The organism is Caryophanon tenue (assembly GCF_001700315.1).
Classification (GTDB): Bacteria; Bacillota; Bacilli; order Bacillales_A; family Planococcaceae; genus Caryophanon; species Caryophanon tenue.
This window is the reverse complement of record NZ_MASJ01000001.1, coordinates 305,287-318,852: the sequence shown is the minus strand read 5'-3', so window position 1 is coordinate 318,852 and position 13,566 is coordinate 305,287. Positions and strand designations below refer to the sequence as shown.

Annotated in this window: 13 protein-coding genes and 1 other annotated feature; all 13 genes read right to left on the bottom strand. The window is 41.0% G+C overall.

Annotated elements, in window-relative coordinates:
* Positions 1 to 155 precede the first annotated feature (155 nt).
* The 13 genes from A6M13_RS01440 to A6M13_RS01380 all read right to left on the bottom strand — a co-directional run bounded on the left by A6M13_RS01440 (position 156) and on the right by A6M13_RS01380 (position 13,538).
* A complete protein-coding gene (locus tag A6M13_RS01440; protein ID WP_066542329.1) occupies positions 156 to 755 on the bottom strand; it encodes an anthranilate synthase component II in 600 nt (199 codons plus the stop codon).
* On the bottom strand, positions 752 to 2,134 hold the full coding sequence (trpE, locus tag A6M13_RS01435) for an anthranilate synthase component I (RefSeq protein WP_066542328.1): 1,383 nt from the start codon (positions 2,132 to 2,134) through the stop codon (positions 752 to 754). Before trpE ends, A6M13_RS01440 begins: the two co-directional genes overlap by 4 nt.
* Positions 2,135 to 2,200: 66 nt before the next feature.
* Positions 2,201 to 2,404 (bottom strand) — a binding site (T-box leader).
* Between the two features lie 54 nt (positions 2,405 to 2,458).
* Positions 2,459 to 3,853, bottom strand: coding sequence for a CAP domain-containing protein (locus A6M13_RS01430; protein WP_066542327.1), 1,395 nt, complete (start codon positions 3,851 to 3,853; stop codon positions 2,459 to 2,461).
* A gap of 169 nt (positions 3,854 to 4,022) precedes the next feature.
* On the bottom strand, positions 4,023 to 4,808 hold the full coding sequence (gene recO, locus A6M13_RS01425; protein WP_066542326.1) for a DNA repair protein RecO: 786 nt from the start codon (positions 4,806 to 4,808) through the stop codon (positions 4,023 to 4,025).
* 86 nt (positions 4,809 to 4,894) lie between these two features.
* Positions 4,895 to 5,812, bottom strand: a complete 918-nt coding sequence (gene era / locus A6M13_RS01420; protein ID WP_066542325.1) for a GTPase Era — start codon at positions 5,810 to 5,812, stop codon at positions 4,895 to 4,897.
* On the bottom strand, positions 5,812 to 6,207 hold the full coding sequence (locus A6M13_RS01415) for a cytidine deaminase (protein ID WP_066542324.1): 396 nt from the start codon (positions 6,205 to 6,207) through the stop codon (positions 5,812 to 5,814). Before A6M13_RS01415 ends, era begins: the two co-directional genes overlap by 1 nt.
* Before the next feature lie 30 nt (positions 6,208 to 6,237).
* Positions 6,238 to 6,582: a diacylglycerol kinase family protein gene (locus A6M13_RS01410; RefSeq protein ID WP_066542323.1), complete on the bottom strand. Its 345-nt coding sequence runs from the start codon at positions 6,580 to 6,582 to the stop codon at positions 6,238 to 6,240.
* Positions 6,569 to 7,054, bottom strand: coding sequence for an rRNA maturation RNase YbeY (gene ybeY, locus A6M13_RS01405; protein ID WP_066542322.1), 486 nt, complete (start codon positions 7,052 to 7,054; stop codon positions 6,569 to 6,571). The genes A6M13_RS01410 and ybeY overlap by 14 nt, the downstream gene beginning before the upstream one ends.
* A gap of 14 nt (positions 7,055 to 7,068) precedes the next feature.
* Positions 7,069 to 9,171 (bottom strand): HD family phosphohydrolase, encoded by a 2,103-nt coding sequence (locus A6M13_RS01400; protein ID WP_066542321.1) that lies wholly within the window; start codon positions 9,169 to 9,171, stop codon positions 7,069 to 7,071.
* A 283-nt stretch (positions 9,172 to 9,454) separates the two neighbouring features.
* Positions 9,455 to 10,414, bottom strand: coding sequence for a PhoH family protein (locus A6M13_RS01395; RefSeq protein WP_066542320.1), 960 nt, complete (start codon positions 10,412 to 10,414; stop codon positions 9,455 to 9,457).
* A 283-nt stretch (positions 10,415 to 10,697) separates the two neighbouring features.
* Positions 10,698 to 11,189, bottom strand: a complete 492-nt coding sequence (locus A6M13_RS01390) for a hypothetical protein (RefSeq protein ID WP_066542319.1) — start codon at positions 11,187 to 11,189, stop codon at positions 10,698 to 10,700.
* Between the two features lie 30 nt (positions 11,190 to 11,219).
* Complete coding sequence (gene floA, locus A6M13_RS01385; RefSeq protein WP_169817406.1) at positions 11,220 to 12,203, bottom strand: flotillin-like protein FloA; 984 nt, start codon at positions 12,201 to 12,203, stop codon at positions 11,220 to 11,222.
* 12 nt (positions 12,204 to 12,215) lie between these two features.
* Complete coding sequence (locus A6M13_RS01380; protein ID WP_066542317.1) at positions 12,216 to 13,538, bottom strand: NfeD family protein; 1,323 nt, start codon at positions 13,536 to 13,538, stop codon at positions 12,216 to 12,218.
* Positions 13,539 to 13,566: the final 28 nt, after the last annotated feature.

The following is a 13,566-nucleotide window of genomic DNA, read 5'->3' as shown; positions in this document are numbered from 1 at the left end:
AGAAATGGTTCTCTAAACTGTTTCTTTGGTGAGCACATATGGCTTCTGTATAGGATGCGATTTTTTTATGATTATTCTTTTGGTCTTCATCGCATTGCTTTTTTTCATCTTTTTGCTGTTTCAAAACTGTATTAGTAATAAAAAGGGGGTTGCTCTTAAACTTTTTCTACACTACGATAATAGTTTGTCACTTGCGTTAAGAAATTCTCAACCATTTTCGCGCCTGTTGCTGTGCCAATCGATTCAGGATGGAACTGCAAACCAAATAATGGATATTGTTCATGGCGAATCGCCATAATTTCACCGTCATCCGTTGTTTTCGCTTGAACGTGTAATTGCGTTGGTAACGTCTCAGGTGCAATAATTAGTGAATGATAACGCATTACTTCCACTTCCGCTGCTAGCCCTTCAAATAAATCCTGCCCACCATGCGTAATATATGACATTTTCCCGTGCATAATATGTTCAGCGCGAATAACAGATGCCCCAAATGCTTCGCCAATTGCTTGATGCCCTAAGCAAATACCTAAAATCGGGTATTTCGTATGGAGCTTTTGAATAATCTCAACGGTACGCCCAGCATCACGTGGATGTCCTGGTCCTGGTGATAAAATAATCGCTGTTGGCTGCAGTGCATCAATTTCGTCAATTGTGAGCGCATCGTTACGCACAACACGTACATCGTTATAAAGAGCACTTACTTGTTGGTATAAGTTATACGTAAATGAATCATAATTATCAATGAGTAAAATCATGCGCGCACCTCCAGCAATGCTTTTGCTTTATTTAATGTTTCTTCATATTCGCTTTCTGGTATAGAATCATACACAATGCCTGCTCCGGCTTGCACATGTGCTTTGCCGTCCTTGACAACCATCGTGCGAATTGCAAGTGCTAAATCCATATCACCGCTCAGTGAAATATAACCAACTGCTCCGGCATACACACCGCGCTTTACGTCTTCTTGCTCATTAATAATTTGCATCGCACGAATTTTCGGCGCACCTGATACCGTGCCTGCAGGTAATGCTGAAATTAACGCATCAATCGCGGTATAATCACGGCGCAGTTTCCCTGTTACTTCAGACACAATATGCATCACATGTTTATAGTATTCAATCGTCATATACTTACCAACATGCACCGAACCAATTTCAGAAATTTTCCCGATATCATTTCGCCCTAAATCGACAAGCATGCGGTGCTCGGCAATTTCCTTGTCGTCAGCTAATAAGCTTTTCGCAAGCGCTTCATCCTCCGCTTTTGTTTTCCCGCGAGGTTTCGTACCGGCAATCGGATTTGTCGTCACAAAGCCATCCTTTACTTTAATTAAACTTTCAGGAGATGTCCCTAAAATCGTATAATCGTCAAAGTCCATATAAAACATATACGGCGATGCATTCGATGTTCGTAATTTGCGGTATAGTGAAAATGGATTGCCGCTAAACGCCGATGTAAAGCGCTGTGACAGTACCACTTGGAAAATATCGCCGTTACGAATATGTTCCTTTGCTGTTTCTACCATTTCAATAAAGCGCGCTTTTCGTACAGTTGGCTCAAAATGCACAGTCGCCGCTTCTTCTTCTGTAAATACTTTCCCTGCATAAATATGTTGCTCCATCACAGCAACATTTTGTGTTAGCTGCTCATGTGTCGATTCGCCGAAAATATCAATCGATGCCAGTGTGACATGTTGTTGCAAATGGTCAAATATAATAAATGTATCGTAAAAATAGGCGTGTACATCCGGCATATCAAGCGGGTCTGGTAACGCATCGCCAATCTGTTCAAAATAAAAGGCGGTATCATAGCCAAAATGTCCAATTACACCACCGAAAAAGCTAAACGGTAAAGCTTCATCAACGGTTGGCATCACGGTACGTAAATACGTAATTGCATTTTCATCGACTTGTTCTGTTACCTCGCCTTTTGTAAATGTACACTGATTTCCTGTACCGACTAATTCTGCAACTGGGTTTAGCGCAATAAATGAATAGCGTCCACTTTCCTCATGCTTTGCTGATGATTCAAATAACATTTTGTGCTTGCCTTCTAACGCGCTATATAATGAAATCGGTGTTAATGTGTCACCTGCTAATTGCTTCGTCACATAGGCTCTCGTCTTTACTGTCATAAGCTCTCCCTCTTTCTCTACTCATCTCTACTCGTCTTGTACCACACAAAAAAGGCCCCTCGTCACAAAAAGGACGAGAGACCGTGGTGCCACCTTTATTGATTACAAATTGTAATCCTCTACTAGCGCATGTAACGTCCGCTACTCCGCCTTAGCATTATCCGCTAAGGAGCTCAAAAGTCCATTCACAATGCGTCACACTAGCTCTCACCAGCCGCTAGCTCTCTGAAGTGCCAAACAATTGCTACTACTCTTTTTCACAGCTTCAATATATGTCCAAAGTATACGTTAAATTATTCGAATATTCAATACTTTATTTCGCATTTAACGGAAAAATAGCTGTGTATAATACGGTTGCGTTTGGCTATTTACTGCTGAACCTATTGCCATGTGCGTCCATATTTTGTTCAGCATATTATCACGATGCCCTTTTGAGTTATGCAAGCTTTCAAACGCAAAAATCGCATTAAACTGTCCCATTGCGATATTTTCACCGACTGCTTTAAAGCTACCTGTGCCGCTTCGGTTATAGCGCTGTAGTGGACTTTCACCTTTTTTATTTGTATGGCTGAAGAACTTATTCGTTGCCATATCTTTACTATGATTTTGGGCAACGGCTTCATTGCCACTTGAAATTTGAAGCGCTGCTAGTCCTTGTGCTTGACGCGTTTGGTTCACAAGCATATACATAATCGCGTCGTAATCACGCAATGTATCCGCTGTTGGCTTGCCATAAAAACCTGCTTTTGCTTGCTCATACGCTTTATTCACCGTATAAATAGCGCGCACTTTATTTCCTGCGTGCACATCATAAAAGAAATACATATATTGTCCATCTACATCGACAACTGCATATTCTGACGATGCGGGTAATTTATAGTTCACATTGCCTTTTAGAATAGATGTTACTTTCTTTGTGTAACGCTTATCGACATGTGCCTTTGTTGATGTACCGACTACAATATCCCCGATACTATCGCCTTTTGCCGCGGTATAACTCGCAACATTTTTCGCTCCGTCAACACCACGTAAACGTAAATTTGCGCCTGCTGTTTGGACAGTCCAATCAAATGTGTACTCTGTATCATACGTTGTTGCGGTTGCCGTTGATGCTGATGTTCCTTGTGATGCTTTATATAAACGATACACAAAGGTCGAAAGCTGACTGTTTGTGACATTTTGCTTCGGCTTATAGTAGCCATTGTCACCGACTGTAATGCGATGTGACGCTAAAATACGTACAACATCATAATAGCCATCTGTCGCAGGGACATCACGGAATGTTAAAGCATTATTTTTATTTAACGTTAAATCAAAGGCATTCACGAGCACCTTCGCTAACTGGTCACGACGAATATTGGCATTCGGGCTATATTGACCGTTCGAGCCATCAAAAATACCTACCTCATACGACCACTTAATGGCATTATACATCGCGTGATTTCCTGGTACATCGCTAAACCCTTTATACGCACGTACTGGCTTTAGTTCGTCACGGTACAGCATATACAGTACTTGTGCAACCTCTGCACGTTTGGCATTTGCGGCTGCGTAAAATTTATTGCCCATATAATCAAATACATTTAGCTGATTAAAATAATGAATACCCTCATAGTGTGAGTTTGTTGCACTAATCGATGAAATATCTACTTTTGCTTCTGTTTGTGTCGGTGCTATTAGTAACGCTGCGGCGAGCGGTATGGCTAACCATTTTTTCATTGTTATACTCTCCTTTAGTTGAATAGCTTTTAAATAAAAAGTCATTTGTCCTAACTTTTCAAAAAGATAGGATTTTCGAACTTTTATTTTTTTCATTATCAACCGAAAGTCCATCTATTTCAACCTTCCACACAAAAAGGGGTAATTCCACATAAAAAAAGGAGAAACATCATCGTTTCTCCTCATCTGTCGCTGTTTTTGTTCTATGCAATTGTGGTGTTCGTTCTAATTGCTCAATAAAGTTACGTGTTTTTAATCGCAAACCACCCTGTTCCTCATAGATTGTTGACACAATTTTACGGATGAAATATTTCGTTTCCTTCTTGAGCGTCAATTTCCCTACTTGTTCAATTGGCAATTGATAAAACATGCGAATTAATTTAAGCTGTGTTGGCGTTAAGCGAATAATATAAGGATCTAATGAAAAGCAGCGATGGCATAAAAATCCACCTTGTGAAAATGAAAACGCGAATTCACCATCCGTTGCCCCACATCCTGCACATTGATGTAAAATTGGTTGCACACCGATAAACGGTAACATCTTCCACTCAACAAATAAGCTAATCGCTTCCGGGTCGTATTCTTCTTCTATCGCTTGCAATGCTTGCAGCAATACTTCATACGCATATGGCTGTGGTGACCCTTCTTCCACAACACGCTCGACTAGCTCTACAATAAAACTAGCATATGCCGTTGCGACAATATCTTCACGTATATGACGTAGTGTATGCAAATACTCGCCTTGTTGTAGCGTCCCCATCCCCGATGTATGCATCACCATATAACTGCCGACTGTAAAGGGCTGTGTGACCGATGCTAAACGACTTTTTGTCTTTTTTGCACCACGTGCCATCACTGCAACTTTGCCCGCTTCTCGCGTCATTAATGTGACAATTTTATTGGATTCACCGTAATCTCTTGTTTTTATGACAATGCCTTCCCATTTGTGAAGCAAAGGCACGCACATCCTCTCGCATAAATTTCAGAAAGAAAGGGCATGTCCATATATTCACTAGGACATCCCCTTCTTATTATACCATATTAATACTCGTCTTCACGGAATCCGAAATCGCGTAATTGCGTTGATTTATTGCGCCAGTCTTTTTGTACTTTTACCCATAGCTCTAAGTATACTTTTGAGCCAAGTAGCATTTCGATATCTTTACGCGCGCGTGTACCAATTTCTTTTAATAATGCGCCGCGTTTACCGATAACAATCCCTTTTTGTGAATCACGCTCCACCATAATGGTCGCCTGTACACGAATCATATTTTCCTTTTCATCGTCCGGCTTAATTTTATCAATAACAACAGCAATTGAATGTGGAATTTCTTCGCGTGTTAAGTGCAGTACCTTTTCACGAACTAATTCCGAAATGATAAAGCGTTCTGGATGGTCCGTTACTTGGTCAGCAGGGTAGTACTGAGGACCTTCTGGTAAATACGATTCAATCGTTGCTAATAAGTTTTCGACATTATTGCCTTGTAGTGCAGAAATCGGCACAATCTCAGCAAAGTCGAAACGCTCTTTATAGCCTTCAATAATGCCACTTAGCGCATCTGGATGCACTTGGTCAATTTTATTAATGACTAAAAATACCGGCGTTTTTGTGCCTTCTAATAGCTCCATAATGAACTCGTCACCTTTACCAAGCACTTGCTCAGCATTGACCATAAACATAATTAAATCGACTTCACGTAACGTATTTTTCGCTGTTTTCAGCATAAATTCGCCAAGCTTATGTTTTGGTTTATGAATACCTGGTGTATCAATGAAAATCATTTGGCTGTCTGTGTTTGTTAATACGCCTTGTACTTTATTACGTGTCGTTTGTGGCTTATCAGACATAATGGCAATTTTTTGCCCAATTACACGGTTTAAAAACGTCGATTTCCCAACATTTGGGCGACCGATAATTGAAATAAACCCTGATTTATAGCCTTGTTTTTGTTCTAACATTATTGTAAATCCTCCGGTGTAAAGGCACCTGGTAGTAACGCTTCAACAGTCGTTTCTAACACATCACCTTTTAAATTTGTTAAATATACTGGCATTGTTGGTGCACAAAATTCTGCGATTACTTGACGACATGCGCCACATGGTGAACATGGTCCTTCTGTATCCGCTACGATTGCGATTGCTTCAAACTCTTTTACGCCTTGCGACACCGCTTTAAAAATAGCTGTACGCTCTGCACAGTTCGTTAAACCGAAGCTCGCATTTTCGATGTTACAGCCTTCAAATACTGTACCATCTTTTGCAAGTAAGGCCGCACCTACTGGAAATTTTGAATATGGTACGTACGCATTTTGGCGAGCGACCTTTGATTGTTCCATTAATTCTAGTTTATTCATGCTGACGTCTCCTTTAACATGTGGTCTTTTTTATGCGACAAAAAAAATCAGTACGCCTATTATAACACTTACAAGCGCAAAAAGAAGCACTGCTCCTGCCGCTAAATCTTTCGCTGCCTTTGCCAATGGATGCAAAGAAGGTGAAGCAAGGTCAACAACGCGCTCAAGCGCACTGTTGACCATTTCTAAACAAAGCATTCCACCGATTACAAGTAACAGTATGCACCACTGCGTAATCGTCAGCCCTTTATAAAATCCCGCTAGTATCACACTAACTGTTGCTACTATGTGAAATATAAAATTTTGTTCTCGCATCGCTTCTTTGATTCCGGCAAACGCATAGCGAAATGAGCGAAAAAATTTACGCGCGTTCATTGCGGTCTCGACCTAAACCGTATGACTCTAAAATTTCATCTTGTTTGCCGAACATTTTCTTTTCATCCGCTTCATTCATATGGTCATAACCAAGTAAATGTAAAAAGCCATGTACTGCTAAAAAACCAAGCTCACGTTCAAATGAATGCCCAAAATCTGCCGCCTGCTCACGTGTACGGTCTGTTGAAATAATAATGTCCCCTAACATACGTGGCATGCCTTCAATCACGACTTCCATTTCGCCGTCCCCTAGCTCTTCCATTGCAAATGAAATTACATCTGTCGGCTGGTCTTTATCACGGTAATCACGATTAATTTCTTGAATCGCATCATTCGTCACAAACGTTACCGATACTTCTGTACCGTCTTCTACTTGTTCGATCGTTGCGGCATGTTGTAATAATGATGATACAAGCGCAATATGTGCTTCTTGTACGTCATTTGTTTCATCTAAAAAGTCAATGTGTAACATAGTTGTCCCTACTTTCATCCTTTTGGATATTCAATACGCGAATGAAAAATACCATTTAATGTTTCACAAAACACTTCGGTCATCATTTTCAATTCTTTTAATGAAATATCACATTCATCAAATTGATGGTCTGTTAAGCGATCACGAATAATCGACTGAACAAGGTCACGAATTTTCTCAGGTGTCGGCTCTTTCATTGAACGCACAGCTGCTTCGACGCTATCCGCAATGCTAATTACCGCCGCTTCTTTCGTCTGAGGCTTCGGCCCTGGATAACGGAATTGTGCATCTGCTACATCTATTCCCAATTCTTTGGCTTTATAGACAAAAAACTTTAATTCACTCGTTCCATGATGCTGTAACGCAATATCAATAATCTCTTTTGGCATTTTATGTTCTGCTAATAGCTCCGCACCATAAGTAGTATGCTCAATAATAATACGAGCACTTTCGTCTGGTGGCAAGTCATCATGTGGATTTTTTCCCATTTGATTTTCAATAAAATAATTCGGGCGCTGTGTTTTACCAATATCATGGTAATAACAGCCGACACGAGCAAGTAAACCGTCGGCACCAATTGCTTCACAAGCAGCATCCGCTAAATTCGCCACCATGAGACTATGATGATAGGTGCCCGGTGCTTCCGTTAAAATTTTCTTAAGTAACGGGTGATTCGGATTTGATAATTCAATTAAACGCATCGTTGATAAAATACCAAATGCGGATTCAAAGAATGGTAATAGCCCAATCGTTAATGCACCTGAACCTACACCCGAAACAATCGCTGCTGTCGCATAAAAAATAAGCTCCTTCATGCCATAGCTCGACTGTGTCATTACTAAATAAAAGAATACATAAATGATATTCATCGCACTGACCGTAATACACGCACGTAAAATATGCGATGATTTTTCGGTAGCACGTAAAATAAGCAATGATACGATACTGCTAAATAAAATATATAAGACGATTTCCACATACACAATCGCCCCTAATTGCGCGTTAAACATTAAGCCTGCTGATGCAGCGATTAACACGCTTACAATAAAGCCGACCTTTTCATTAATTAAAAGGCGCAGTAACATTGCTACTAACGCAGTCGGGAATAAAAAGGCTAGTTGCAGTGTAAATTGGTCATCTAATATGCTTAATATTTTCAAAAGCGTTAACGCTAATGTGTACACTAAAAACACAATGACAATAGCATTTTGTTTTTTCGCATTTGGCGCTTGCCAACGTCCAAACATCACGAATAAAATCATTAATTGAATGAGTGTTAACGTAATCACACCGATAAAAACACGTACATTCGATTGATGCTCTGTTAAACCAAGCAATGTTAATTGACGGTACATTTCAGCAGTAATGCGCTCCCCTTCTTGTACAATTACTTGCCCTTGTAAAATACGCGTCTCTTCGACTAAGTTTTTCGCCTGTTGACGACGCGCCTTTGTCATTTCTTCATTATAAACTTCTGTTTCAATAATCGCCGTACGTGCCATAACCACTAATACATTCAGCATGTCTGCTGGGAACATCGCCTGTGCGCGTACATTTTGTTCAATGCGACTTTGATATGACGCAATTTGCTGTTCACGAATAGGCTCTGATAATAGCTCGGTCACCATTGATGATAATAATGCGCGTGACGATTCCAACTCAACAATCGACTGGCGTAAAAATAACTTTAACTGTTCGTCTGTAAAACGAAACGTTAAATTTGCCTCATCAACTTGCGTTAAACGTTCACGTAATGCCACTAATTTTTCTTCTTCGGTTGCTTCATCATCACTGTTTGTAATCGTTTCAATAATATAACCAAAAAATGAATCCACACGTGCTGCCTGATTTTTAGCAATGCTTTCATCTAATGTATAGACAGGTTGCACTTGTTCAGCGGCGAGCGCCCGATCTTGCTCGGTTTTTTGTTCGTCAATTACCGTCTTCGGTGAACGAATTGTCTCGGTTGCTAGTTGTAATTCACGAATTTCATATGTATCTTCTCGTACACTGCTTTCCATAAAAAGAAACTGTACAATGCCAATTAGCGCTAATACAACTACTAAAAATGCACGAAAGCCAATATAGTCGCTAATTTTTTTTACTTTTCGTTGCACGTCTACACCTCCACATCTCCGTTACTATCATAACAACAACTTCTTGTAAATTCACAGTGTATCGTTGCTATTTTTTAAAAATTATCATTTTCTGCCGTTTCGCTCCAAAAATTTGTCAACAAGTCGTCATAAAATCGTATCACTATTGTACAATTTCTTTTTCACGTTTTTTACGCCGATGAAACAAAAAAAGGAAGCACCCATGAAAGGTTTGCTTTTCCATGGGTGCTTCTAACAGATTACGAGCGCTATATGCTACTCGTTGTATTTATCGTCAACGTTGTTATCGTGCGTCATCTTCTGCGTACGCCTCAATCACCTTGGCAACGAGTGGGTGACGCACAACATCCCCTTGCTCTAAAAACTGGAATTTAATATCAGGTACTTTCTTCAATGTTCGCTCTGCGACAATTAAGCCACTTTCAGTATTACGCGGTAAGTCGATTTGTGTTTTGTCGCCCGTAATCACCATTTTCGAACCGAAGCCAAGACGTGTTAAAAACATTTTCATCTGATGGTGCGTCGTATTTTGTGCTTCATCTAAAATAACGAAAGCATCATCTAGCGTACGCCCACGCATATACGCAAGCGGCGCAATTTCAATCGTACCACGCTCAATTAAACGTTGTGTTTGTTCTGCTCCGTACATGTCGTGTAATGCGTCATACAGCGGACGTAAATACGGGTCTACCTTTTCCTTTAAGTCCCCTGGTAAGAATCCTAATGACTCCCCAGCCTCTACTGCTGGACGCGTTAAAACAATACGCTTCACAAGACCGTTTTTCAGTGCTTGTGTAGCCATTACAACTGCTAAATACGTTTTGCCGGTACCAGCCGGGCCAATGCCGAATACAAGATCATTATGACGAATGGCATTAATATACGCACGTTGTCCCATCGTTTTCGCACGAATCGGCTTACCCTTTGTTGTACGACCGATTTCAACATCATACAACTCCGCAAAATATTCAATCGTTCCTTTATTGGTCATTTCAATTGCTGTTGCCACATCGCGCGTATCAATATTAATATTTTTACGCACAACTTGCAGTAATGCCATTAAAAGCTGCGTTACTTGCTCGCGCGCCTCATCCTCTCCTACAAGATGAATCGTCTCTCCACGTGTAATAATATGCACATGAAACGCTTCTTCAATCAGCTTTAAGTTTTGATCAGACATCCCAAGTAGCATCACCGCTTCAGCTGGGTTATCTAATAATAATGGCGAAATATTTTCTGTCATTCATTCAATCTCCCTTATGTTGTGACAAAATAGTCTATCTATTCTCACTCTATCATAGCTTTCTTACACTTTGTAATGTTATTTTACCTTTTCACACATGTTGCTGTCACAAAAAACGCCCACTTTTTCATAACAATCAAAAAATAAGCATGCATCATATCTGCTATGGATACGAACCCGCCAATCGTATAGCACAATAAAACATTTGAGGTACACATAAAGCCCTTCAGCAGTATGAATTGCTAAAGGGCCTTTTTATGACACTGTTTACATGTCTACTTCATTAAATTGATGAACGACGTTTCGCCTTTGGTTTCCCTAACACTTCCGCCATAATAATAGCACGGCGTAATTCCTGCTTACTAGATGCCATTTGAAACGCCGGCTTCGTCGGCTGGGTTTGCTCAATACGCATTACCACTTCGTCATCTCGTGTCATTGCTTCACGCACATACGGCACAGCTTCTTCAACCTTGTCCACAACCGCCTCCACAATCTCTTGTGGGCGCGCTTGTTCCTTTGGCTGTTGTGCCGATAACTGCCCTAATACTTCCCGTGTAAAATCTTCTAACGATTTAATTTGGGCATCCAATTTCGGGCGCTGCGAACGACTTGGCGTGGCAGGTGGTATTGTTGGTGAAACGGTTGTGTCCATGCTTTTTTGTGGCATAAACGGCTTCACTGGCGATGGTTTTTTCGACGTATCTTTTTTGCTTTTCCCATTTAAAATCGACGAGACAATCCCAATAATAAGGGCAATAATCAGTCCTTCCACGTAAAGGTCACATCCTTTCTACGCGATACCTTACTTGCCGTCTTTTTCTAATGACACATTGGCAATTGAATCACGCATTGATGTATCCGCTTCTACATTACGGTAGTTCATATAATCCATAATGCCAAGGTTACCGGTACGTAGTGCTTCTGCCATCGCCATTGGTACTTCTGCTTCTGCTTCAACTACTTTTGCTTTCATCTCTTGTACTTTCGCAATCATCTCTTGCTCTTGTGCTACGGCCATTGCACGACGCTCTTCCGCTTTCGCTTGGGCGATGTTTTTGTCCGCTTGCGCTTGCTCGATTTGTAGCTCGGCACCGATGTTTTTACCAACATCTACGTCGGCAATATCAATGGATAAGATTTCAAACGCTGTACCTGAATCTAAACCTTTTGCAAGTACTGTTTGTGAAATCATATCTGGATTTTCTAATACTTTTGCATGTGAGTCTACCGAACCAATCGTCGAGACAATCCCTTCACCTACACGGGCAACAATTGTTTCTTCCCCTGCACCACCGACTAAACGGTCTAAGTTTGCACGTACTGTAATACGCGCTTTTGCTTTTACTTCAATACCGTTCATTGCAACACCGGCGATAAATGGCGTTTCGATAACTTTCGGGTTTACCGACATTTGTACCGCTTCTAATACGTCACGCCCTGCTAAGTCAATCGCAGCTGCACGTTCAAACGTTAATTCGATATTGGCACGGTGCGCAGCAATTAATGCGTTAACAACGCGGTCTACGTTACCACCGGCTAAATAGTGAGACTCTAAGTGATTGATTTTCACATCAAGTCCTGCCTTATGTGCCTTAATTAATGGATTGACGATACGGCTTGGCGTTACACGACGTAAGCGCATACCGATTAATGTCATAATACTTACCTTTACACCTGCAGCAATTGCACTAATCCATAGTGCGACCGGTACGAACGTAAAGAAAATCGCTAATAAAATAAATACAACAACAATTGTAAAAATTAATCCTAATGAAGCAATTTCCACATCGATTCCCTCCTATACATGATCTACTTCTCGTACAACAATACGAGAACCTTCTACTTTTACTACTTCGACAGTTTTACCTTTTTCAATAAAGCGACCGTCCGATACGACATCTAGTCGTTCCTTTTCGATGTCCATGACACCTGCTGGACGTAATTGCGTTTGCGTAATGCCTTGACGTCCAATTAAATCAATGCGATTCACATTGGACACATAGCCCTCTTCTGTTGTTGTTGCATCGCGCAACACGAGCTTGTTTAACATATGCAGTTTTTTACCAAAGAATTTCATGACAACCACCATTCCAATCGCTGCAACAACCATTGCAACTAAAATAGAATACGCCATATGAGTGACACTTGCTCCTGCACCGAGCAAACCTGCAATCATAAGCCCTCCACCTACTATACCTACAACTCCTCCAGGCAAGAAGATTTCAGCAATGAGGAGACCGAAACCAATTACGAATAATAAAATCGATTCGTAACCGGCAAAGCCAGCCACTGTATGCCCAAAGAAAAATAAAATAAGTGCGGATAAACCAATTGCACCTGGCACACCAAAACCTGGAGAATAAAGCTCAAGTACCAATCCAAGACTTGCTAACGACAATAAAATGGGTACGATAATTGGATTCGTAATAAAACGTGCTAAATCCTCAGCAAATGTCGTTTCCATCGCGATCACTTCTGCACCTTCATAATCTTTTTGAGCCAGTAACTCATCGATTGTTTCTGCGATACCATTCGCATAGCCTTCATCAATCGCTTCAGATGCTGAAAAAGTGAGTAATGCACCTTCTCCTGCACGATATTGTGGTAAATCTACCGTAACATCTGCCATCGCTTGCGCAAATTGTGGGTCGCGTCCGTGTAACTCTGCAGCGCTACGCATTTGTGCAATCCATGCGCTATTCGCCTTTTGAGACGCGGCATTTCCTTGGCTATCAATGACTGCAGCTGCACCCATCGTACCATCCGGTGTCATATAAATTTCATCCGCATGTAACGCAATAAATGCACCCGCTGAATGCGCTTTCGTATTGACGTATGCTACAGTATCAATTGGAATTGTATCAATCAACTTCGCAATATCCGCCGCTGCCGCTACTTCTCCACCCGGTGTATGCACATCGAGTACAATCAAATCAGCTTCCTGCGCCATTGCCTCATCAAAAGAACGCTCCAAAAACGCATATAAACCACGTTCCACATTATCATGAATCGGAACGGTATACACCACTTCCTGCGTTTTCGCTGTCGTAAAAGAAGGGACAATGAGCAAGCAAGACATCATTAGGACACACAAATAACTAGCAATCCGTATGTTTCGCATAGTCTTCCTCCTTCCTTATTCTATTGTA